General features: G+C 68.1%; 22 protein-coding genes. 15 read left to right on the forward strand and 7 right to left on the reverse strand.

The features are described from left to right. The first annotated feature begins 36 nt into the window (after positions 1 to 36). Genes ACSFA5_RS22525 through ACSFA5_RS22550 form a run of 6 tightly spaced genes read left to right on the forward strand, consistent with a single transcriptional unit; the run spans position 37 to position 4,988 of the window. A complete protein-coding gene (locus ACSFA5_RS22525) occupies positions 37 to 903 on the forward strand; it encodes an ABC transporter permease subunit (protein ID WP_435446260.1) in 867 nt (288 codons plus the stop codon). A 38-nt stretch (positions 904 to 941) separates the two neighbouring features. Continuing rightward, a complete protein-coding gene (locus ACSFA5_RS22530; protein ID WP_435446261.1) occupies positions 942 to 2,036 on the forward strand; it encodes a branched-chain amino acid ABC transporter permease in 1,095 nt (364 codons plus the stop codon). Then, complete coding sequence (locus tag ACSFA5_RS22535; protein WP_435446262.1) at positions 2,033 to 2,758, forward strand: ABC transporter ATP-binding protein; 726 nt, start codon at positions 2,033 to 2,035, stop codon at positions 2,756 to 2,758. Before ACSFA5_RS22530 ends, ACSFA5_RS22535 begins: the two co-directional genes overlap by 4 nt. Then, positions 2,748 to 3,458, forward strand: coding sequence for an ABC transporter ATP-binding protein (locus tag ACSFA5_RS22540; RefSeq protein ID WP_435446263.1), 711 nt, complete (start codon positions 2,748 to 2,750; stop codon positions 3,456 to 3,458). The genes ACSFA5_RS22535 and ACSFA5_RS22540 overlap by 11 nt, the downstream gene beginning before the upstream one ends. 20 nt (positions 3,459 to 3,478) lie before the next feature. Continuing rightward, positions 3,479 to 4,468 carry an acetamidase/formamidase family protein gene (locus ACSFA5_RS22545; protein ID WP_435446567.1) on the forward strand — a complete coding sequence of 330 codons (990 nt, stop codon included), beginning with the start codon at positions 3,479 to 3,481 and terminating at the stop codon, positions 4,466 to 4,468. 28 nt (positions 4,469 to 4,496) lie between these two features. After that, a complete protein-coding gene (locus ACSFA5_RS22550; protein WP_435446264.1) occupies positions 4,497 to 4,988 on the forward strand; it encodes a GAF domain-containing protein in 492 nt (163 codons plus the stop codon). Here the strand turns inward: ACSFA5_RS22550 and moeA are convergent. The 5 genes from moeA to ACSFA5_RS22575 form a co-directional block, all read right to left on the reverse strand. After that, positions 4,985 to 6,304 (reverse strand): molybdopterin molybdotransferase MoeA, encoded by a 1,320-nt coding sequence (gene moeA, locus ACSFA5_RS22555; RefSeq protein WP_435446265.1) that lies wholly within the window; start codon positions 6,302 to 6,304, stop codon positions 4,985 to 4,987. The genes ACSFA5_RS22550 and moeA overlap by 4 nt on opposite strands. Further along, entirely contained in the window at positions 6,301 to 6,960 is a 660-nt protein-coding gene (gene mobA / locus ACSFA5_RS22560; RefSeq protein ID WP_435446266.1) for a molybdenum cofactor guanylyltransferase MobA, read from the reverse strand. Before mobA ends, moeA begins: the two co-directional genes overlap by 4 nt. Beyond that, positions 6,957 to 8,111, reverse strand: coding sequence for a GTP 3',8-cyclase MoaA (gene moaA / locus ACSFA5_RS22565; protein ID WP_435446267.1), 1,155 nt, complete (start codon positions 8,109 to 8,111; stop codon positions 6,957 to 6,959). The genes mobA and moaA overlap by 4 nt, the downstream gene beginning before the upstream one ends. Positions 8,112 to 8,168: 57 nt before the next feature. Beyond that, positions 8,169 to 9,452, reverse strand: coding sequence for a serine hydrolase domain-containing protein (locus ACSFA5_RS22570; RefSeq protein WP_435446268.1), 1,284 nt, complete (start codon positions 9,450 to 9,452; stop codon positions 8,169 to 8,171). Positions 9,453 to 9,530: 78 nt separating this feature from the next. Continuing rightward, entirely contained in the window at positions 9,531 to 10,229 is a 699-nt protein-coding gene (locus tag ACSFA5_RS22575) for a hypothetical protein (RefSeq protein ID WP_435446269.1), read from the reverse strand. Between the two features lie 193 nt (positions 10,230 to 10,422). Between ACSFA5_RS22575 and ACSFA5_RS22580 the strand changes: the two genes are divergently transcribed. Together ACSFA5_RS22580 and ACSFA5_RS22585 are read left to right on the forward strand one after the other, a co-directional pair. Continuing rightward, positions 10,423 to 11,058 carry a superoxide dismutase gene (locus tag ACSFA5_RS22580; RefSeq protein ID WP_435446270.1) on the forward strand — a complete coding sequence of 212 codons (636 nt, stop codon included), beginning with the start codon at positions 10,423 to 10,425 and terminating at the stop codon, positions 11,056 to 11,058. An 11-nt stretch (positions 11,059 to 11,069) separates the two neighbouring features. Further along, positions 11,070 to 11,990, forward strand: coding sequence for a ZIP family metal transporter (locus tag ACSFA5_RS22585; RefSeq protein WP_435446271.1), 921 nt, complete (start codon positions 11,070 to 11,072; stop codon positions 11,988 to 11,990). Between the two features lie 33 nt (positions 11,991 to 12,023). Here the strand turns inward: ACSFA5_RS22585 and ACSFA5_RS22590 are convergent, their stop codons facing one another. Together ACSFA5_RS22590 and ACSFA5_RS22595 are read right to left on the reverse strand one after the other, a co-directional pair. Further along, entirely contained in the window at positions 12,024 to 13,457 is a 1,434-nt protein-coding gene (locus ACSFA5_RS22590; RefSeq protein WP_435446272.1) for an aldehyde dehydrogenase family protein, read from the reverse strand. Positions 13,458 to 13,524: 67 nt separating this feature from the next. After that, on the reverse strand, positions 13,525 to 14,082 hold the full coding sequence (locus ACSFA5_RS22595) for a peroxiredoxin (RefSeq protein ID WP_435446273.1): 558 nt from the start codon (positions 14,080 to 14,082) through the stop codon (positions 13,525 to 13,527). Positions 14,083 to 14,213: 131 nt separating this feature from the next. On the opposite strand from ACSFA5_RS22595, the gene ACSFA5_RS22600 reads away from it, so the two are divergent. Genes ACSFA5_RS22600 through ACSFA5_RS22630 form a run of 7 tightly spaced genes read left to right on the forward strand, consistent with a single transcriptional unit; the run spans position 14,214 to position 20,927 of the window. Then, on the forward strand, positions 14,214 to 15,788 hold the full coding sequence (locus ACSFA5_RS22600) for a phospholipase D family protein (protein ID WP_435446274.1): 1,575 nt from the start codon (positions 14,214 to 14,216) through the stop codon (positions 15,786 to 15,788). 9 nt (positions 15,789 to 15,797) lie between these two features. Continuing rightward, positions 15,798 to 16,574 (forward strand): sterol desaturase family protein, encoded by a 777-nt coding sequence (locus ACSFA5_RS22605; RefSeq protein ID WP_435446275.1) that lies wholly within the window; start codon positions 15,798 to 15,800, stop codon positions 16,572 to 16,574. Continuing rightward, a complete protein-coding gene (locus tag ACSFA5_RS22610) occupies positions 16,552 to 17,496 on the forward strand; it encodes a fatty acid desaturase (protein WP_435446276.1) in 945 nt (314 codons plus the stop codon). Before ACSFA5_RS22605 ends, ACSFA5_RS22610 begins: the two co-directional genes overlap by 23 nt. A gap of 4 nt (positions 17,497 to 17,500) precedes the next feature. Beyond that, entirely contained in the window at positions 17,501 to 19,417 is a 1,917-nt protein-coding gene (locus ACSFA5_RS22615; RefSeq protein WP_435446277.1) for an iron-containing redox enzyme family protein, read from the forward strand. Further along, a complete protein-coding gene (locus ACSFA5_RS22620) occupies positions 19,401 to 20,321 on the forward strand; it encodes a DUF6999 family protein (protein WP_435446278.1) in 921 nt (306 codons plus the stop codon). The genes ACSFA5_RS22615 and ACSFA5_RS22620 overlap by 17 nt, the downstream gene beginning before the upstream one ends. A 26-nt stretch (positions 20,322 to 20,347) precedes the next feature. Then, entirely contained in the window at positions 20,348 to 20,710 is a 363-nt protein-coding gene (locus ACSFA5_RS22625) for a hypothetical protein (RefSeq protein WP_435446279.1), read from the forward strand. After that, the gene (locus ACSFA5_RS22630; RefSeq protein WP_116907419.1) at positions 20,697 to 20,927 is read left to right on the forward strand and encodes a hypothetical protein; all 231 of its coding nucleotides are present in this window, start codon (positions 20,697 to 20,699) and stop codon (positions 20,925 to 20,927) included. The genes ACSFA5_RS22625 and ACSFA5_RS22630 overlap by 14 nt, the downstream gene beginning before the upstream one ends. Positions 20,928 to 20,956 lie beyond the last annotated feature (29 nt).

Raw genomic sequence — 20,956 nt, forward strand, 5'->3', positions numbered from 1 at the left:
ACCCGCGCCCTTCATCAGCGTTCAGAGGACCCTGCGGTGTTCGCCGAAATCTTTTCGTTCTTCTACCAGTTCGCGGACGTGTTCGCGTTCCTCATCCTGTCGGCCGCCGGCCTGGCGATCGTGTTCGGGATGATGGGCGTGATCAACATGGCGCACGGCGAGTTCATCATGTGCGGGGCCTACGTGACGGTGGGCCTGGTGCATGCGGGCTTTCCGCTGCCGCTCGCGCAACTGTGCGGCACGCTGGCCGCCGGGCTCATCGGCGTGCTGCTGGAGTGGAGCCTGGTGCGCAAGCTCTACAAGCGCCCGCTCGATTCGCTGCTGGCCACCTGGGGCCTGAGCCTGATCGTCACGCAGGGCATGCTGCTGACGGTGGGCTCGTCGGTCACGGGCATCGGCACGCCCGAAGGCAGCTTCGTGGTCGGCGGCTACACCTTCTCGGTGTACCGCATGGTGCTGTTCGCGGCGGCCGTGGCGGTGCTGGGCGGCATCTACTTCATCTTCATGCGCACCCGCTTCGGCGTGCATGCGCGCGCGACGATGCAGAACGCGTCCATTGCGCAGGCCACCGGCGTGCGCGTGGGGCGGGTGTATGCGCTGAGCTTCGGCATCGGGGCGGCGCTGGCCGGCCTGTGCGGCGCGCTCTATGCGCCCACCATGACGCTGATCCCGACCATGGGCGCGGCCTTCCTGGTCGAGAGCTTCGTCACCGTGGTGGTGGGCGGCGCCAACGTGCTGCTGGGCACCGCGCCGGCGGGCATTCTGCTGGCGGTGATCCGCACCGGGCTGAACGGCTGGGGCGGGCAGATCGTGGGACAGATCGGCATGCTGCTCGCGGTGATCGTCGTCATCCGCATCCTGCCCGAGGGCGTGTCGGGCTGGCTGGCGCGCAAAACCCGCTGACCGCGCTGAACCCGCAGAAATCGACGGAGTCACCTTTCATGTTCCAACTCATCAACGGCCCGCAGACGCTGGGTACCACGCGCGTCTTCTGGCTTCCCTTCCTGGCGGTGCTCGCCGCGGTGCTGCTGTACCCGGTGGTCGCCGACGCCTACGACGTGGGCAACATGGCCTACCTGCTGACGTGGGTCTTCATGGCCATGGGCCTGTGCCTGGTGTGGGGCTACGGCGGCATGCTGTCCTTCGGGCAGACGCTGTTCTTCGGCATCGCGGGCTACGGCTACGGGGTGCTCGCCATCAACCTGGGCGGCGAGGCGGGTACCACCTTCCTGGCGCTGCTGGGGGCCTTGGTGCTCGCGGCGTTGGCGGCGGCGGTGCTGGGCTATTTCATGATCTGGGGGCGCGTGGGCGGCGTGTTCTTCGGCATCGTCACGCTGTCGGCCACGCTGGTGCTGGCCTTCTTCCTGGGGCAGACGGCGGGGCCCGAATGGCACATCGGCAGTGCGCGGCTCAACGGCTTCAACGGCATGAAGGACATGGCGCCATTGAACCTGCCGCTGCCGGGCGGCGAGACGCTGTACTTCGACGGCATGCCGCTCTACTACCTGGTGGTGGGCTTGATCGTGGTGGTGTACGTCGGCCTGCGCATGCTGCTGAACTCGCGCTTCGGCCACGTGGTGGTCGCGGTGCGCGAAGACCCGCAGCGCGCCGAACTGCTGGGCTACGACGTGCGCAAGTACCAGCTGGCCACCTTCGTCATCGGCTCGGCGCTGGCGGGCCTGAGCGGCGTGCTCTACACCTCGTGGGGCCAGTTCATCACGCCGGCCAGCATCGGGCTGCCGGCGGCGGCCATGCCCATCGTGTGGGTGGCGTTCTCGGGGCGTGGTGACATCACGGCCACGCTGGTCGGCTCCTTCCTGGTGCTGTGGGCCTTCCAGACCATCACGGTCTACAGCCAGCAGGCGGCATTGCTGCTGATGGGCGCGATGCTGCTGTGCACGGTGATGGTGGCGCCGCAGGGCTTCGTCATCGGCGTGGTGCAGGCGGTGCGGCGCGTGTTCGGCAGGCGCGGCGGCAGCGCCTTGAAAGCGCGTGCGGTGCAGAACGTGCCCGACGCGCAGGAGGTGCGCGCATGACCCCCTTGCTGCAGACCCGCGCGCTCACCAAGCACTTCGGCGGCCACGCGGCGGTGTCCGATGTCGACCTGTCGGTGACGCAGGGCGAGATCCATTGCCTGATCGGCCCCAACGGCGCGGGCAAGAGCACGCTGTTCAAGCTGATCGTGGGCACGCACGAGGCCACGTCGGGCCACATCGCCTTCCAGGGCGCGGACGTGACCCGCCAGCGCCCGTTCCAGCGCGTGCAGCAGGGCATGAGCATCAAGATGCAGGCGCCCAGCGTGTTCAAGGAACTGCCGGTGCGGCAGAACATCCACATCGCGCTGCAGCACCACGTGGCGGGCCGCGCCGAACTCACGCGCGAGGAAGACCGGCTGCTCGAATTGCTCGACCTGGCCGCCGATGCGAAGAAGCTCGCGGGCGAGCTGGCGCACGGCCAGCAGCAGTGGCTGGAAATCGGCATGGCGCTGGCACTCAAGCCCGTGCTGCTGCTGATGGACGAACCCACGGCGGGCCTCTCGCCCGAGGAAACCTTCAAGACCGGCGAGCTGATCCAGAAGCTCAACGCCGAGGGCATGACGGTGCTGGTGGTGGAGCACGACATGGCGTTCATTCGCCAGATCGCGCAGCGGGTGACGGTGCTGCATTTCGGCAAGGTGTTTGCCGAGGGCTCCATCGGCGAGGTCATCGCCGACCCGCGCGTGGCCGAGATCTACCTGGGGAAGACACATGAACACTGAGATCGTTCTCGACGTGAAGGGTCTGCACGCGAGCTACGGCGCCACGCCGATCCTGCAGGGCGTGGACCTCACGGTGCGCAAGGGCGAGATCGTGAGCCTCATCGGGCGCAACGGCGTGGGCAAAACCACCACCATGCGCTGCCTGATGGGCCTGCTGCGCACGCGCGGCGGCAGCGTGCAACTGCGCGGGCAGGAGATATCGGCGCTGCCGAGCGATGTGCGCGCGCGGCTGGGCATCGGCTACGTGCCGCAGGGCCGCGACGTGTTCGCGCGCATGACAGTGGCGGAGAACCTGATGGTGGGCGAGCTGGTCGGCGGACCCCGGGGCAAGAAGCTGCCCGAGCTGGTCTACCAGTACTTTCCCAAGCTCGCGGAGCGCCGCAACCAGCTGGCCGGCACCATGTCGGGCGGCGAACAGCAGCAGCTGGCCATCGGCCGCGCGCTGGTGGGCAACCCGGCGCTGATGCTGCTCGACGAGCCGTCGGAAGGCATCCAGCCTTCCATCGTGCAGCTGATCTGCGATGTGCTGCGCGCCGTCCGGCGCGACCTGGGCACGACGATTTTGTTCGTCGAACAGAACCTCGACACCATCCTGGACGTGGGCGAGCGCGCCTATGTGATGGAGAAGGGCCGCGTGGTGGGCCGCATCGAAGCGGGCCACATGAACGCGCAAACCGTGCGCAACCACCTGATGATCTGAAGGACAACCCCATGAACTCCCTGAGCTGGCTTGACCGATCGATCATGCACACGCGCGGCATCGGCCGCGAACGCAGCATCGTCACGCATGAACTCACCGAGGCGAAGCAGGGCACCTTCCACTTCACCATCGGCCCGTACTCCAGCCCCGTGATGACGGTGAAGCCCGGCGACCGCATCGTGGTGGAAACGCGCGACGCCTTCGACGGCAAGATAAAGACGGAGCAAGACCTGCCCTCGAAGGTGCTGACCATGCCCTTCGTGAACCCGCAGAACGGACCGATCATGGTCGAGGGTGCCGAACCCGGCGACACCCTCGCGGTGCACATCGAGTCGATGGCGCCGCGCGGCCCCAACCCGCGCGGCACCTGCTGCATGATCCCGTCGTTCGGCGCGCTCAGCGGCACGGCCTTCACCGCGCTGCTGAACGACCCGCTGCCCGAGATCACCCGCAAGATCGACGTGGACGAGGAGGGCGTGTACTGGAGCAAGCGCGTCACGCTGCCCTACAAGCCGCACATCGGCACGCTGAGCTGCTCGCCCGAAATCGACTCCATCAACAGCCTCACGCCCGACCAGCACGGCGGCAACATGGACCTGCCCGACATGGGCCCGGGCAGCATCACCTACCTGCCGGTGCGCACCGCGGGGGCGCGCCTGTTCATCGGCGACGCGCACGCCTGCCAGGGCGACGGCGAGGTCTGCGGCACGGCGGTGGAGTACCCGAGCCTCACGACCATCCGCGTGGACCTCGTCAAGGGCTGGACGCTCGAATGGCCGCGGCTGGAGACGGCCGAGATGATCATGGCCATCGGCAGCGCCCGTCCGCTGGAAGACGCGACCCGCATCGCCTACAAGGAGCTGGTGCTGTGGATGGAGGCCGAATACGGCTACGACCGCTGGGACGCCTACATGATGCTGAGCCAGTGCGGCAAGGTGCGGCTGGGCAACTTCGTGGACCCGAAGTACACGGTGGGGGCGGGCATTTCGAAGACTTACCTGGCGCCCTGAGTACTTTCGAGGGCCCGATAATCGCGGCATGACTGAAACCTCACGTTTGGCCGAACTGCGCCGCGTGGCCATTCTCGACACGAGCGAAGAGGCCGCCTACGACGAAATCACCCGCCTCGCCGCGCAGATGTGCGGAACGCCCATCGCGCTGATCACGCTGATCGACGAACGGCGGCAGTGGTTCAAGTCTCGGGTGGGGCTCGAGGCGAGGGAAACGCCCCGGGCGCATGCGTTCTGCGCGCATGCGATCCAGGCGCCCGGCGAGGTGATGGTGGTCAACGATGCGCTGGCGGACGAACGCTTCAAGGCGAACCCGCTGGTCACCGGCGACCCCGGCATCCGCTTTTATGCGGGCGCGCCGCTGGTGACGAGCAACGGCGAAGCGCTGGGCACGGTATGCGTGATCGACACCAAGCCGCGCGAAATCAGCCCCGAAGACCTCGAGCAGCTGCGCTTCCTGGCGCAGCAGGTGGTGACGAAGCTGGAGGAACGGGCGCGAGAAAACGACGCTGCGGCTTAGATCGCCCCGTCGAACACCATCACGTCGACCTCGTCACCCGCCGCGACGTTGCCCTGGGCGTGGTGCAGCACCACCAGCCCGTTGGCCTCGACCATCGAACTCAGCACGCCGGAGCCCTGGTTGGCGGCCACTGTCACCTCGGGCAAGGCCCCGTTCACCGACCTGACGAAGCCGCGCTGGTACTCGGTGCGTCCCGGCTTCTTGCGGATGGGGCCCGTGCTGCGCGCACGCAGCAAGGGCGGTGGCGCGCATGCGCTTTCGCGGCAGCCCATCAGGCGCAGCAGGGCCGGCCGCACGAAGGCCAGGAAGGTCACCATCACGGCCACCGGGTTGCCCGGCAGGCCGAACAGCAGGGCCGGCTGCGCCGAGGCGTCGGACCCCTCCCTTGGAATGAGCCCCACGGCCAGCGGCCGGCCCGGGCGCATCGCGACGCGCCAGAAAGCCATGTCGCCCAGCTGCTGCATCACGTCGCGAGTGTGGTCGGCCGCGCCGGCGCTCACGCCGCCGCTGGTGACGATGGCATCGGCCTCGCGCGCCGCGCGCCGCAGCGTGGCGGCCAGCGTGGCGGGGTCGTCGCGCACGAGGCCGAGATCGATCACCTCGCAGCCCAGCCTGGAGAGCAGACCGAACACGGTGTAGCGGTTGCTGTCGTACACCGCGCCTTCGCGGGGGGCGTCGCCCAGGCTCAGGATTTCGTCGCCGGTCGAGAAGTACGCAACGCGCAACCGCCGCAGCGCGGTCACGCCGGGCAGGCCCAGGCTGGCGACCATGCCCAGCGCGGCGGGCGACAGGCGCTCGCCCCGGCGCAGCGCGGGCTGGCCCTGCAGGAGGTCTTCGCCGGCAAAGCGGCGGTTGTCGCCGCGGCGCACCACATGCGCCGGAAAGCGCACCCGGTCACCCTCGACGTTGCAGAACTCCTGCGGAACCACGGTGTCGAGCCCGGCCGGCATCATCGCGCCGGTCATGATGCGCACGGCGTCGCCTGCGCCCAGCGCGCCGCGCCAGGCCGCGCCGGCCAGCGCCGTGCCCACCGCGCGCACGGTGACGGACGCGTCGCTGAGCGCGTCGTCGTGCAGCAGGGTGCCGTCGAAGGCATAGCCGTCCATGGCGGAGTTGTCGTGCGGCGGCACGCTCAGGGGCGAGACGATGTCTTCGGCCAGCACACGGCCCAGCGCATCGAAGAGCGCCACGTTCTCGCTCTGGGTCACGACGCACGGCGCGGTGAGTCGCGCGAGAAAGGCATGGACCGCTTCGACGCTCAGGTCCGCTGCGTCGTAACCCGGCAGGGCGGCGGCGATGTCTTCGATGCGGCTCATCGGTTCTCGAGCGCGTGCAGCTCGATCAGGGTGTTGACGTTGAAGAAGGCCTCGGGCGCATCGCCGGGGCCGTCGAAGGGCACGCGCACCGTGCGGTGCTGCGCGGTCCAGGCGTGGACCTTGCGGCCGCCGGCTTCTGTGTAGCGGCGCAGGCTGTGGTGCAGGTCGGCGCGCAACAGGCAGAAGACAGGCTGCGGGTGCAGCGCGGCGGCAGCATCTCCGTCGACGGTTTCGGGGGCGGTGACCATCGCGATCTCGGCATCTTCAGCAGCCGCTGCGACAGCGAGCCGGGCCGCCAGGTCGAGCGGAAACAACGGGGTGTCGCAAGGCACGGTCAGCAGCCAGGGCGTGGTGCAGTGTTCAAGGCCGCTCAGGAAGCCGGCGAGCGGCCCCGGGTAGTCGGCCAGGCTGTCGGGCCACACCGGCGCGCCGAAGGCTTCATAGGCGGCCCGGTTGCGGTTGGCGTTGACCATGAGCGCACCGACCTGCGGGCGCAGGCGGCGCACCGCATGCAGCGCCAGCGGCTCGCCGCGGAAAAGCTGCAGGCCCTTGTCGACGCCGCCCATGCGCGAGCCGCGGCCGCCGGCCAGCAGCAAGCCGGTGATGTCGGCAGGCACGATGGCGGGCTGCGCGGGCGTGGCCACGGCCGGCCTCATCCGCCGATGTAGCTCATCTCGACGCGGCGCGGGGCCTTGTCGCCGGCACTGCCGCTGTGCTCGTCGTCCGGTCCGCGCAGGGCGCGCAACTCGGAATAGCGGTCGGCGCGGCCCTGCCAGATGTGGCCGATGGCGGAAGACAGCTCGTCGTCGCTCGTGCTGCCGCGCAGCAGCGGTCGCAGGTCGTGGCCCGCGCTGGCGAACAGGCACAGGTACAGCTTGCCTTCGGTCGACAGGCGCGCGCGGCTGCAGTCGTGGCAGAAGGCCTGGGTCACGCTGCTGATGACGCCGATTTCGCCGCCGCCGTCCGCGTAGGCCCAGCGCTGGGCCGTCTCGCCGGGCGTGGAGGCCTCGAGCGGCACCAGCGGGAACTCGGCATGGATGCGCGCGATGACGTCGGCCGAGGGCAGCACCTCGTCCATGCGCCAGCCGTTGGTGGCGCCCACGTCCATGTATTCGATGAAGCGCAGCACCACCTGGCCGCCGTGGTGCTGGCGAAAGTAGCGCGCCATCGGCAGGATCTCTTGTTCGTTGGTGCCACGCTTGACCACCATGTTGACCTTGATGGGGCCCAGGCCCGCGGCCCGCGCCGCGTCGATGCCGGCCAGCACGTCGGCCACCGGAAAGTCGACGTCGTTCATGTGGCGGAACACGGCGTCGTCCAGGCTGTCCAGGCTCACCGTCACGCGCTGCAGGCCCGCGGCCCGCAGCGCGGCGGCTTTGCGCTGCAGCAGCGATCCGTTGGTGGTGAGGGTGAGCGCCAGCGGCTCGCCGCCGGGCGTGCGGATGTCGGCGAGCTGCTCGATCAGTCCTTCGATGTTCTTGCGCAGCAGCGGCTCGCCGCCGGTCAGGCGAATCTTGCGCACGCCGTGGCCGGCGAACAGGCGGGCCAGCCGCGTCATTTCCTCGAAGCTCAGCAGCGCGCTGTGCGGCAGGTAGCGGTAGTCCTTGTCGAACACGTCCTTGGGCATGCAGTAGCTGCAGCGGAAGTTGCAGCGGTCGGTCACGCTGATGCGCAGGTCGGTCAGGGGGCGGCCCAGGCGGTCGAGCAACTGGCCGGTGGCAGGCACGCTCACCTCCGGCACGGCCACGGCGGGGTGCGCATGGCCGACGGCGGAGATCGGAATGACGGTGCTGCTGCTGTTCTTCATAGGGGCGGGGGGAGAGGGCGATTTTGCGCCATCGCCCATGAGCCCACGCGCCGCAGGCTACTTGAGCACTGCCGCATAGACCATGTTGCGCGCCAGGCTGCGATAGTGCGTGCGGTACCTGGGCGACTGCAGCATCAGCACCACGAACATCTCGTTCTTCGGGTCGACCCACATGTAGGTGCCGCCCGCGCCACCCCAGTTGTATTCGCCGCCGGCCGCCGGGTACGGTGCCTCACCGTCGTTGCGGCGCACCGCGAAACCCAGGCCGAAGCCGTAGCCCGGGCCCGGCAGGTACAGCGGACCGGGCACGATGCCGGCGCCCGCGTCGGCATGGTCGGAGGTCATCAGCGCCACGGTGCGCGGACCGAGGTAGCGCCTGCCGTCGAGCGAGCCGCCGTTCAGCAGCATCTGCAAAAAGCGCGCGTAGTCGTTCGCGGTCGACACCAGCCCGCCGCCGCCCGACTCGTACTTGCGCACGATGCGCGGATCGTTGAAGTCGGCCCCCACGCCGAAGCTGCGGTCGGTGGGCAGCGGCTCGGCAATGCGCGGCTGGCGTGCCGCCTCGGGCACGTAGTAGCTGGTGTCTTTCATGCCCAGCGGGTCGAGCAGGCGGGTTTTCTCGAACTGGTAGAGCGACTGGCCCGACACCACCTCGATCACGCGCCCCAGGATGTCGGTCGATTGGCTGTACTCCCAGGTGGTGCCGGGCTGGTAGGCCAGCGGCAGCCTGGCCAGCCGCTGCGAAAACTCGGCCAGCGTCGGGTCGCCGGTGCCCAGGCCGGCGGCGTTGTAGGCCTGCTTCACAAGGCCCGGGCCGAAGAAACCGTAGGTCAGGCCCGAGGTGTGGCGCATCAGGTCCTGCACGGTGATCGGGCGGCGCGCGGGCACGGTGTCGAGCACCGGCTTGCCGTCGGGGCCGGGCTTTTCGACGCCCACCGTCATGGTGGCGAACTCCGGCAGGTAGGCGGACACCGGGTCGTCGAGCTTCAGCCGGCCGTCTTCCACCAGCATCATCGCGGCGACCGTGGTGACGGGCTTGCTCATCGAGTAGATGCGAAAGATGCCGTCGCGCTGCATCGGTGCGCCCGTGGCCGCATCGAGCTTGCCCACCGGCTCGAACCAGGCCACCTTGCCCTGGCGCGCCACCAGCAGCACCGCGCCCGGGATCTTGCCGGCGGCCACGTCGGCCTTGAGCACGTCGCTGAGCATCTGCAGGCGCTCGCTCGACAGGCCGACCTGCTCGGGCGTGGCGGTGGGCAGCGCCTGCGCGGCGGCCAGCAGGGGAATGGCCAGGCCGAGGCCCAGCACGGCCGTGCACAGGGTGCGTTTCAGGAATCTCATGGATATGTCTCCGTCTTGTTGTGAATGCAAAACCGGCACGACGGTCTTGAGCGCCGTCTGTCGCGAGCCCGCCCGGGGTTATCCGCGGCAGAGCTTCAGGTTCGTGCGGGTGGCGCGGACCACGGGCAGGTAGATCTCGGCGTCGGCCGGCGGGTAGTTGCCCTTGATGCCGTCGTCTGTCAGGGCGGCGTCCTCGGCCAGGGGTTGAAGGCTCTTCAGGCAGGCGGCGCGGTCGCTGAGCTTGAACTGCGTGAGCGCGAGGTCGTTGCGGATCCAGCCCGTGGTGATCCAGTCGAGCGTCTTGTCGCAGTCCGACAGCACGGGCGCCAGGGTGGTTCGGGCGGCGGCGTAGTCCTTGGCGTCGTACTGGCGCTTGAAGGTCTTGCGCGAATTGGCCACCGCCTTGTCGGTGCAGCCCGGGGTGGGGCGGGTGTAAGTGCCCTCGAAGCTGGCGCGCGCGCCGCAGCTTTCGCGGCACTGGTCGGACCCGTTGGTGGTGACTTTCACCTTGTCGGCGTCGAGGGCGAAGTTCACCACGCAGGCGGTGTCGTCGATCTTGGCCTTGCCGCGCACGATGGTGCCGTCGAGCGCGCAGGTGTGGGCGTTGGCGCCGATGGTGGCGATTTCGAAGTGCCCGTTCGGCTTGACGTGGAGCGCACCGCCGCCGTATTGAAAGATGTAGTCGCCCGCCGGGGGAGTGGCGGTCTGCGCGCCCGCCAGGCCGGTGGCCAGGACCAGCAGAAGCGGTGCAAGGGGACGCATGTGCCTGAATTTCATCGTTGGAATCTCCCTGAAGACATACCGCAGGCAGTGTATCGATCGTTACCGAAAGCTTGCCGCTTTTGGCTGGTTTTCGTCAACGTGGCGCCGATGTCTTGACGCGGCCAATGAGAATTCTTATCATTTGGGTGCCTGAGTACGCACCAAGTCGACAACGCAAAGGGCTCTTCCAACCCAGGAGCCTCAGCCCGTGCCGTACACCTTGCCAGCCTTGCCCTATGCCTTCGATGCGCTCGAACCGCACATCGACGCGCAGACGATGGAAATCCACCATGGCAAGCACCACCAGACCTATGTGAACAACCTCAATGCGGCGCTGAAAGACACGCCGCATGCGCAAACCCCGGTCGAGCAACTGATCGCCAGCGTGGAGCAACTGCCCGAGGTGCTGCGCGCACCGGTGCGCAACAACGGTGGCGGCCATGCCAATCACAGCCTGTTCTGGCTGGTGATGGCGCCGGTAGGCCAGGGCGGCGGCGGTGCCCCCACCGGCGCGCTGGCCCAGGCCATCGATGCCGACCTGGGCGGTCTCGACGCCTTCAAGGACGCCTTCACCAAGGCTGCGCTCACGCGCTTCGGCAGCGGCTGGGCCTGGCTGTCGGTAGGCGCTGGCGGCAAGCTGGCTGTGGAAAGCAGCGGCAACCAGGACAGCCCGCTGATGCGCGGCATCGGCTCGGGCCACACGCCCATCCTGGGGCTGGACGTCTGGGAGCACGCCTATTACCTCAAGTACCAGAACCGCCGCCCCGAGTACATCGCGGCGTTCTACAACGTGGTGAACTGGGCCGAGGTGGCCCGGCGCCACGCCGCCGCGACCGGCGACTGAGGAGCGGGCCCATGAACGACCCGCTGCAGGCCAAGGTAGCCGGCGCACAGCCGAAGCCGGCACGTCCGATGCGCGAACGCATCGGCCTGACCATCGTCGCGGCAGGCTTGCTGGTGGCGGTGTCGCAGTTCTGGCATTTCGTGCGCGCCGATCCGCTGGTGTGGAGCGCGCTGGTGGGCGGCTCGGTCGCCGCACTGGCGACGGCGCTGGGCACGCTGCCGGTGCTGTTCTCGCAGAAGCTGCCCGACCGGCTGCAGGACACGCTGTTCGGCTTCGGTGCCGGCGTGATGCTGGCGGCCAGCGCCTTCTCGCTGATCATTCCGGGGCTGGAGGCCGCCAAGACCATCGGCGCGTTCGGCGGCGGCAGTTGGGCAGCGGGCGGGGTGATCGGCTCGGCCATCCTGCTGGGCGGCGCGGTGCTGATGCTGATGGACCGCATGCTGCCGCACGAGCACTTCATCAAGGGCCGCGAAGGCCAGAGCGCGAAACAGTTGCGCCGCACCTGGCTCTTCGTTTTCGCGATTGCGTTGCACAACGTGCCCGAGGGCCTGGCGATCGGCGTGGGCTATGCGGCCAACAACGGCCTTCGCGCCGACGCGCTGGCCACCGGCATCGCGATCCAGGACGTGCCCGAAGGCCTGGTCGTCGCGGTGGCGTTGCTGGCTGCGGGCTACAGCCGCGTGTTCGCGGTGCTGATCGGCATGGCCTCGGGCCTGGTCGAGCCGCTGGGCGCGGTGCTGGGCGCCGCGGTGGTCGGCCATTCGGCGATGCTGCTGCCCTGGGGCCTGGGCTTCGCTGCGGGCGCGATGCTGTTCGTCATCAGCCACGAGATCATTCCGGAGTCGCACCGCAAGGGGCACGAGGCCTTTGCCACCAGCGGGCTGATGATCGGCTTCGTGCTGATGATGCTGCTCGACACCGCGCTGGGGTAGGGTTGCCTTCGCAGCCTGGGGGAGCGCCAGGTTCTAGCCGTGCTTGACGGCGACGGTCTTCAGCGTGGTGAAGCCGTAAAGCGCCTCGAAGCCCTTCTCGCGGCCGTAGCCCGAAGACTTCACGCCGCCGAAGGGCAGTTCCACGCCGCCGCCCGCGCCGTAGTTGTTGATGAACACCTGCCCGCTGCGCACGCGCCTGGCCATGCGGAACTGGCGCGAACCGTCGTTTGTCCACACGCCGGCCACCAGGCCGAACTGCGTGGCATTGGCAAGCACCACCGCCTCGTCTTCGTCGGTGAAGGACATGGCGGCCAGCACCGGTCCGAACACCTCTTCCTGCGCCAGGCGATGGCCCACGGGCACGTCGCGCAGCAGCGTCGGGGCCTGGTAGAAGCCGGTTTCGGGCGCTTCGTCGACCACGACGCCCTGCGCCACCATCGGAATGCCGGCGTGTTGGGCATCGCTCAGGAAGTCCCACACGCGCTGCTGCTGCGTCTGGCGAATCAGCGGGCCCACGTCGAGGTCCATCGCGGCGGGACCGACGCGCAGCGCCTCGAAGGCATGGCCCAGGCGCTCGAGCAGGGGCTCGTAGATGTCGCGCTGGATCAGCACGCGCGAACCGGCCGAGCAGGTCTGGCCCGCGTTCTGCACGATGGCGTTGATGACCACCGGAACGACCGCGTCCAGGTCGGCATCGGCAAAGACGATCTGCGGGCTCTTGCCGCCGAGCTCGAGCGTGACCGGGCAGTGCCGCTCGGCCGCCACCTGCTGGATCAGCGTGCCGATCTTCGGGCTGCCTGTGAAGCTGATGTGGTCGATGCCCTCGTGCCGCGCGAGCGCGTCGCCCACCTCGTGGCCGTAGCCCGTCACGATGTTGAGCGCGCCCGCCGGAAAGCCGACCTCGGCCGCCAGCTGCGCCACCCGAATCAGCGAAAGACACGCATCCTCGGCCGGCTTCACCACGCACACGTTGCCTGCGGCCAGCGCGCCGCCCACGCTGCGCCCGAAGATCTGCATCGGGTAGTTCCACGGAATGATGTGGCCGGTGACGCCGTGCGGTTCGCGCCAGGTGAAGACGCTGTAGCCGTCCTGGTAGGGGATGGTCTCGCCGTGCAGCTTGTCGCACGCGCCGGCGTAGAACTCGAAGTAGCGCACCAGCGCCACGGCGTCGGCGCGGGCCTGCTTCACGGGCTTGCCGCAGTCGCGCTGCTCGATGAGCGCGAGTTCGTCGACGTGCTCGGCGATCTTCTGCGAGAGCTTGTAGAGCAGGCGGCTGCGGTCGGCGGCGCTGACCTTGTGCCACACACCCTCGAAGCAGTCGCGTGCGGCGCGCACGGCGGAGTCGATGTCGGCGGCGTTGCTGCGCTGGATTTCGTCGAAGGGCTGTCCGTCGGAAGGGTCGATGACCGGCAGGGTGCGGCCGGAGGAGGACGGAACGTCCGCGTTGGCGATGTAGTTGAGCTGCATGGGGCAGGATTTTGCGCGAAGCGCGCGAAATCCGTGGCCGGGCAAGGCGGCGACCCCTGGGCGGACGCTACCTGGCGGCGGTGGCTTTAGGCAGCGCCCGCACGGCGTTCAGCGTGCGTTCCACATGCTTGTCGGGGTTCAGGTTCTGGTAGTAGTAGGCGACCTTGCCGTCGGTCGAAATCACGTAGGACAGGCGGTTGGCGAAGTCGGGCCGGGTCTGCATCAGCGCGTCGAAACCCTGGATGACGGTCTTGGCTTCGTCCGAGGCCACCGGAAAGCGGCTCTGGCACGACTTGACCGAAAACTTCGACAGCGTGCCGATGTCGTCCGCAGAAACACCGATCACGGTGGCGCCCAGGGCGGTGAACTTGTCGACGGCCTCGGCGAAGGCGTGCGCCTCGATGGAACAGTCGGCGGAGTCGGCGGCCGGAAAAAAGTAAACCACCACCGGCCCCTTGGCGAGCGCGTCGTTCAGCGAATAGCGGAAGGTCTTGCCGCCCAGGGCGGCGTCGGCGGTGAAGCGGGGCACGGGGTCGCCGATGTCCAGCGCGGCCCAGGCAGTGGAATGGGCGAGGGCTGCAAAAACAGTCATCAGGGCGATGCGCGAGGGGGTCTGACGGGCCATGATGTACTCCGGTGCGGTGTGGCGGGAATTCTAGGCCGCGGCATGAACGCAGGGGCTTGCCTGAAACCGGCACTGCCCCGCGGGCGTACAGAAGACAACGACAAGACCACAACGCAAGGGAAATCTCGATCATGACCGCCTGGACCTCACTTCTGCGCATGGCGCTTGCAGGCGCTCTGGCCGCGGCGCTGGTCGCCTGCGGCTCCCTGCAGCCGGCGCGGGAACGGCCGGCGGAGTTTTCCGCGTCCGCCGATGCCTCGACCACGCTGGCGAAGATCGTCGACGCGTCCACCCCGCCGGGCGAGCATTCGGGCTTCCGGCTGATGCCATTGGGCGTGTACTCGCTCGATGCGCGCATACAGCTCGCGCAGCGGGCCCAGCGCTCGCTGGTGGTGCAGTACTACCAGCTCGAGAACGACGCGGTGGGCCGCCTGCTGCTGCGCACCCTGCGCGAAGCGGCGGCGCGCGGCGTGAAGGTGCGGGTGCTGGTCGACGACCTGTACACCGTGAAGAGCCAGCAACTGCTGCTGGCCCTGTCCGAAACGCCCAACGTGGACGTGCGCCTGTACAACCCGTTCTGTTGCGCGCGCAACGGCTTCCTGTCGCGCTTCGCGGCCTCGCCGTTCGACATCGTGCGGCTCAACCACCGCATGCACAACAAGCTCTTCATCGCCGACGGCGTGATGGCGGTGGTGGGCGGGCGCAACATCGCCGACGAGTATTTCGTGCTGAGCGAGGCCCAGAACTTCATCGACATGGACGCGCTGGTGGTCGGCAAGGTGGTGCCGCAGCTCGAATCGATCTTCGACGCCTACTGGAACAGCGTGCAGGCCTGGCCCATCGCCGACATCGTGACGGGCGAGGGCGGCCACAAGCCCGGCACCGCCGACTTCGACAGCTGGGTCGGCATGGCCGCGCCGCCGCCGAAGATCGTGCTGCCGCCGTCCGACATATTGGGCTATGGCCCCATCGGCGAGGAGCTGGACGGCGGCCGCATGGGCCTGCTGTGGGGCGAGGCCCGCGCCATTGCCGACCCGCCCACCAAGCCCGCGACCATGACGGCCGACGAGGCCATCGCCACCAGCGTGACGATGAAGGTGTGGGCCCTGCTGCTGGACGCCAAGACCGAGGTCGACCTGACCTCGCCCTACCTCGTGCCGGGCGAGCGCGGCATGGCCGCCTTCGAAGACCTGGCCAGGCGCAACGTGAAGCTCACGCTGCTGACCAACTCGCTGGCCGCCAACGACGAGCCGCTGGTGCACACCGGCTATGCGCGCTACCGCCAGCGGCTGCTCGAAAGCGGCGCCGACCTGTACGAGCTGAGCCCGCAGCGCACCAGCAAGGGCGAGCGGTTCGGCATGTTCGGCAAGTCGCTGGGCCGGCTGCACGCCAAGACCGCCGCCATCGACAAGAAGCGCATCTTCATCGGCTCGATGAACCTCGACCCGCGCTCGGCCAGCCAGAACACCGAGATGGGGCTGGTGGTCGACAGTCCGCAGCTGGCACGCGAGATGCTGCGCATCATCAACATCAGCAAGCTGCAGAACTCCTACCGGCTGCGCCTGGCCAAGGACACCGGCACGCTGCAGTGGCTCACCAACGACGGCGAGAAAGAGGTCGTGCTGACCTACGAGCCGGAGTCGGGTTTCTTCCAGCGCTTCTACAACATGCTCATTGCACCCATCGTTCCCGAAATGCTGTTGTAGCCTCGGGGGATGGCGCAGACTTTCACCTCGTTGTCCGCCCCGCAGGTCATGCTGTGGGGCGTCCTTTTTTTCGGCGGTATCTATCTTGGTTTCGGCGGGCTCACCTGGCTTTTGACGAAGCGCGTGCTGCCGGCGCTGGGTGTGGGGCGCGTGCTTGATCCGCGGCCGTTGCAGCCGGGGCAACTGCGGCGCGAGCTGGGGCAGTCGGGCGTGTCGGTGCTGATCTTCGGGCTGGGCATGGTGTTTCCGTGGGGCCTGCTGCAGCTGGGCTGGGCGCGGCTCGACGGCGATGCGGGCTGGCGGCAGATCGCGCTCGAAATTCCGGTGCTCGCGGTGTGGAACGACGTGCATTTCTGGGTCAACCACCGGCTGCTGCACACGCGCTGGCTGCGGCGCTTTCACGGGCCGCACCATCGCTCCTTCGTGACCACGCCCTGGGCCACCTACAGCTTTCACCCCATCGAGGCGCTGATGCTCGGCAACGTGATCCTGCTGCCGATGGTGGTGCACGACTTCAGCTTCTGGGCGCTGGCGTCGGTGCCGGTGTTCAGCCTGTTCTTCAATTGCGTCGGGCATTCGAACTACGATTTCTTCACGCGCGTGTCGTACAGCCACTGGTTCGCAGCGAGCCGCCGGCACCACCTGCACCATGCGGTGCACAACGGCAACTACGGTTTTCAGTTCACCTTCATGGACCGGCTGTTCCGCACCCGCATCGCGGCTGATGCGGCCGAGCCGCTTTTCAAGGCTTTCGACAAGAAGCATGGCGCTACCACGACCGCCTGACGCGCGCCATCGCTTGCCGAGGCTGCGCCACGGGCGGGACTGGCAGAGCCTGGCCTACCTCGTGGCCTTGCCTGCGCTGGCGGCCTGGCAGTGGGTGCACGGCTTCAACGTCGTGCTGTATGCGCCGATGCTGTTTCTCACGCTCGGCATCGGCGTGATTCATCACAACCATGTGCACCTGCGCATGTGGCGCGGCCGGCGCATGAACCGCCTCACCGACTTCTGGATCACGCTGCTGCAGGGCCACCCGACCTTCGTGTTCTGGCCGGCGCACGTCGCCAACCATCATCGCCATCGGCACGGGCCGAAGGACGTGGCGCGCACCTACCGCTTCGGTGGCGACACCAATCACCTGGGGGGGTACCTGATGCACCCGTTCCAGGCGGTGTGGGTGCTGGCGCCGGTGTTTGCCGCGTGGCTCGCGCGCCTGCGTCAGCACCGGCGCGGCGCGTGGCGCTATTGCATCGCGCAGTACGCGCTGTGGCTGGGAAGCTGGGCGGTGCTGCTGGCGCTCGACTGGCGCCGCGCGCTGGTCTTCGTGATCGTGCCGCAGCTGCATGGCCTGCACTGGCTGCTGGCCACCAACTACCTGCAGCACGCCCACGCGGACGGCCGAAAGACATCACCCAAGGAGGCGCCCGGCGATACCCCGGGTAGCCAGCTGAACTACGCCCGCAATTTCGAGGGGCTGGTGAACCCCTTGCTGTTCAACATCGGCCTGCACACCGCACACCACGAGAACCCGCATGCCCATTGGTCCGAGCTCACGCACCTGCATCACACGCGCTACCGCGCGCAGGTCGCGCCCGTGCTCAACGAGGGCGGGCTGGTTCCCTACATGGCGCGCGTGTTCGTGCTGGGGACCGTGTGGCCGCGTTTTCGCAGCCGCCCGCTGATACCTCCCGATTCATCCATCTCCTGAACCCATGCCCGTTTCATTCCAACGCGTCTACCTCGAGAGCGCCGGCTATTTCATGCCGGGCGAGCCTATTCCCAACGACCGCATGGACGCGTACATCGCGCCGCTGAACCGCATGTCGGAGCGCATCAAGCGGCGCATCCTGGCGGAGAACGGCATCCTCACCCGGCACTACGCCATCGATGCGGAGGGCGTCACGCAGCACACCAACGCGCAGTTGGCGGCCGGCGCCATTCGCGACTGCCTGCGACGCGGCGGGGCCGAGCTGTCGCGCGTGTCGCTGCTGGCCAGCGGGTCTTCGGGCGGCGACACGCTGATGCCGGGCTTCGCCAACATGATCCAGGGCGAACTGGCGGCGCAGCCGATGGAGACGCACTCGGTGCATGGCATCTGCGCGGCGGGCGTGTCGGCGATCCAGACGGCCGCGCAGGGCATCGAACTGGGCGCGCACCGCACGGCCATGGCGGTGGCCAGCGAGATGCCGTCGCGACTGTTCAAGCGATCGCGCTTTGCGGCGCGCGGCTACGAAGCCGACTTCGACTCGCACTTCCTGCGCTGGATGCTCTCCGATGGCGCGGGCGCCTTGCTGCTGTCGGACGGCAGGCCCGCGCTGGCCGGCGCGCCGGGGCTGCGGCTGAAGCTGAAGTGGGTGCACCAGCGCGCCTTCTCGGGCGACTACCCGGTGTGCATGCAGATGGGCCTGACCGAAGACCGCGCCCGCGGTCATCTCGACTTCGGCTCCTGGGCCGAAGCCGAAGCGGCGGGCGCCTTGTCGCTGCGGCAGGACATCCGGCTGCTGCCGCACCTGTTCGACATCGGCATCCATGAATACGCGGGTCTGGTGCGCGACGGCTGGGTCGACCCGAAGCGTGTCGATCACTTTCTTTGCCACTACTCGTCGGAAAAATTCATTCCGGTGGTCGAAGACCTCATGGCCAAGGCCGACCTGTCGATTCCGCGCGAACGCTGGTGGAGCAACCTGGCATGGCGCGGCAACACCGGCGCGGCGTCGATCCTCGTGATGCTGGCCGAGTTCCTGCACACCAAGACGCTGAAGCCGGGCGAGCAGATCTTCTGCTACGTGCCGGAGTCGGGCCGCTTCATGGCGGCGTACATGCTGCTCGAGGTCGAGGCGGTGAATGCCGCGCCGGTGGCGCTGGCGCCCCGTGCGGCAGCAGTGCCGGACGACGACCTGGTGATCGCGCCCCCGCACGACCCGGCCGCCGCGCCCGAAGGCCTGGGCGCCTTGCTGACCGAACTGGCCGCCATCTGGCACGACTACCGCTCGCGTGTGTGGCGCACGCCGCTGGTCCGCCAGATCCGGGAGCGCCGCTTCGCTGTGCCCGACTACCTGAACTGGATGGAACAGTGGGTACCGCAGGTGCGCGAAGGCAGCCTGTGGATGCGCGAAGGCGCGGCCTCGCTGAGCGAGCCGTACCGGATGCTGGCCTCGCTGATCGACGTGCACGCGGGCGAGGAGCAGAACGACTTCAACATCCTCTTCAGCGACTACCGCCAAGCCGGCGGCACGGTCGAGCGCATCGAGGACCTGCGCCGCAACCCCGGCGGCGAGGCGCTCAACGCCTACCTGCACGGCCTGGCCGCCACGCGCGACCCGATCGGGCTGCTGGGTGCGATCTACATCATCGAGGGCACGGGCCAGCGCATCGTGCCGGCGCTGCTGCCGTTGCTCAAGGCCAGCCTGAAGCTGCAGCCCGATGCCTTCCGCTTCCTCGAATACCACGGCCACAACGACGAGCACCACCTGAGCCGCTGGCTCACCGCGGTCGAGATGGTGATGGCCGTGGAGGGGCAGGCCCGCGCCGCGCGCCAGATCACCGACACCGCGCGCCACACGGCGGCCCTGTACCTGATGCAGTTCCAGCACATCACCGAGCGAATGCCCCATGGACCGAACACCTGATTTCCTGACCCAGGCGCACGACGAGCGCGACCCCAGCCCCTGGCTAGCGCTGTACCTCGACCAGAGCACGCCGCTGCCCGACAACGTGAAGGCGGCGTGGCTGGCCGATTCGAGCTCGGGGTCACGGCAGTACCTGCTGCCGTTTTTGCGGCCGATTGCGCGGCTGACGATCATCCTGATCCAGATCGTGAAGGTGTTCGTGCCGCGCAACTGGTCGCACTCGATGCTGCTGCACCGGTTCCTGGCATGGGGGCTGAAGCGCTTCGTGTCGCCCGAGGCCAACTGGTTGATCCTTCGGCACTTTCACCTGGGGTCTCAGGTGCTGGCTTTCATCGGGCGCAATTCGCCGGCACCCGTGGCCACGAACCCGCTGGAGCCGGCCGACATCGACGCGCTGAAGGACGAGATGTTCCTGAAGCACGACCTGAACCTGTTCAACTTCGTGATCCGGCTGAACACGGCGTTGCGCGACAAGGGGCTGGCGCTGTGCAAGGCCGAGAACGTCGACTTCTCGATGATCAAGGCGCCGGGGCTGCGGCTGGAGGACATGCCGCAAGGCAAGCTGAACTTCCTGGACCTGCAGAGCGCCATCGAGCTGTTCACGCCGCTGTACCAGCTGATGCTCACGGACAACGATTTCTGGCGCGCGGCCAACTCCTTGCAACTGGACGAAACCATCGGCATCTACACGGCGACCATCCTGAATGCGCCGGAACACCTGATCCTGGTCAACAACAAGCATCCGCTGGTGCCGCTGTCGACACTTCGCGCGGGGCACCGGCTGGTGATCCATGGGCTGTCGACCGAGATGCTCCACAGCCTGCTCCAGCGCATGCAGGCGGCGCAGAACGTGCAGCAGGCGGGGGCGCCGGAGACGACCCTCTACGAGCAGCCACTTGCATAGGCGTATGCTGCCCCCAGATGGAACTCATGAACACCACCGATAATCCGTCTCCCAAGACCGATCTGGCAGTGACCCACGTACTGGCTCAACTGCTGGAAAAACTCGAGCACAGCGCCGTGCCCGTCGGCGCAGAGCAGTACCGCTCCGTCGTCGAGCATCTGGTGCACGAGTTCGAGGACGTGGAGCAGGGGGCCGAACTCGGCCGACTGCTCGACGCCTTTCCGGCCGCGGCCGAGGTGTACGAAAACCTCAATTACCAGCACGCCGGGCTTTGCCGCTCGGCGCTCGACGCTTCGCTGGCTGCTGAATTCAGCGCCCGTGAAGCCATTGCACGCGCCATGCGCCGTGCGGAACCGACCAGCAAGGAAAAGACGCATGGCGAAGGGTGAAGTGAAAACGGCAGTGGTGGCGGACGGCCTGCGCTACAAGACCAAGGCGCCGGGTTCGCCGTTTCGTGCCTCCGCGTCGTTCAGCGGCGCGACCATGTCGTGCTTCATGTGCGGCAAGCACCGGGTGCGCTCGCAGCTGCGCACGCGCCAGGTGCTGGGCAAGTCGCAAACCGTTTGCGCGCCTTCTTGCAAGGCGCTCGACGAATCCCTCGAATAGGCCCGTTGGAGTTGCGCCACTGACGGGGT

The sequence above is a fragment of the Variovorax monticola genome (assembly GCF_051216855.1).
Taxonomy (GTDB): domain Bacteria; phylum Pseudomonadota; class Gammaproteobacteria; order Burkholderiales; family Burkholderiaceae_C; genus Variovorax.

Excerpts from the sequence above, each read along its gene's own strand:
- ACSFA5_RS22530 (WP_435446261.1), top strand. The coding sequence starts at position 942 with ATGTTCCAACTCATCAACGGCCCGCAGACGCTGGGTACCACGCGCGTC.
- ACSFA5_RS22535 (WP_435446262.1), top strand. The coding sequence starts at position 2,033 with ATGACCCCCTTGCTGCAGACCCGCGCGCTCACCAAGCACTTCGGCGGC.
- ACSFA5_RS22540 (WP_435446263.1), top strand. The coding sequence starts at position 2,748 with ATGAACACTGAGATCGTTCTCGACGTGAAGGGTCTGCACGCGAGCTAC.
- ACSFA5_RS22550 (WP_435446264.1), top strand. The coding sequence starts at position 4,497 with ATGACTGAAACCTCACGTTTGGCCGAACTGCGCCGCGTGGCCATTCTC.
- moeA (WP_435446265.1), bottom strand. The coding sequence starts at position 6,304 with ATGAGCCGCATCGAAGACATCGCCGCCGCCCTGCCGGGTTACGACGCA.
- mobA (WP_435446266.1), bottom strand. The coding sequence starts at position 6,960 with ATGAGGCCGGCCGTGGCCACGCCCGCGCAGCCCGCCATCGTGCCTGCC.
- moaA (WP_435446267.1), bottom strand. The coding sequence starts at position 8,111 with ATGAAGAACAGCAGCAGCACCGTCATTCCGATCTCCGCCGTCGGCCAT.
- ACSFA5_RS22570 (WP_435446268.1), bottom strand. The coding sequence starts at position 9,452 with ATGAGATTCCTGAAACGCACCCTGTGCACGGCCGTGCTGGGCCTCGGC.
- ACSFA5_RS22575 (WP_435446269.1), bottom strand. The coding sequence starts at position 10,229 with ATGAAATTCAGGCACATGCGTCCCCTTGCACCGCTTCTGCTGGTCCTG.
- ACSFA5_RS22585 (WP_435446271.1), top strand. The coding sequence starts at position 11,070 with ATGAACGACCCGCTGCAGGCCAAGGTAGCCGGCGCACAGCCGAAGCCG.
- ACSFA5_RS22590 (WP_435446272.1), bottom strand. The coding sequence starts at position 13,457 with ATGCAGCTCAACTACATCGCCAACGCGGACGTTCCGTCCTCCTCCGGC.
- ACSFA5_RS22595 (WP_435446273.1), bottom strand. The coding sequence starts at position 14,082 with ATGGCCCGTCAGACCCCCTCGCGCATCGCCCTGATGACTGTTTTTGCA.
- ACSFA5_RS22600 (WP_435446274.1), top strand. The coding sequence starts at position 14,214 with ATGACCGCCTGGACCTCACTTCTGCGCATGGCGCTTGCAGGCGCTCTG.
- ACSFA5_RS22605 (WP_435446275.1), top strand. The coding sequence starts at position 15,798 with ATGGCGCAGACTTTCACCTCGTTGTCCGCCCCGCAGGTCATGCTGTGG.
- ACSFA5_RS22610 (WP_435446276.1), top strand. The coding sequence starts at position 16,552 with ATGGCGCTACCACGACCGCCTGACGCGCGCCATCGCTTGCCGAGGCTG.
- ACSFA5_RS22615 (WP_435446277.1), top strand. The coding sequence starts at position 17,501 with ATGCCCGTTTCATTCCAACGCGTCTACCTCGAGAGCGCCGGCTATTTC.
- ACSFA5_RS22620 (WP_435446278.1), top strand. The coding sequence starts at position 19,401 with ATGGACCGAACACCTGATTTCCTGACCCAGGCGCACGACGAGCGCGAC.
- ACSFA5_RS22625 (WP_435446279.1), top strand. The coding sequence starts at position 20,348 with ATGAACACCACCGATAATCCGTCTCCCAAGACCGATCTGGCAGTGACC.
- ACSFA5_RS22630 (WP_116907419.1), top strand. The coding sequence starts at position 20,697 with ATGGCGAAGGGTGAAGTGAAAACGGCAGTGGTGGCGGACGGCCTGCGC.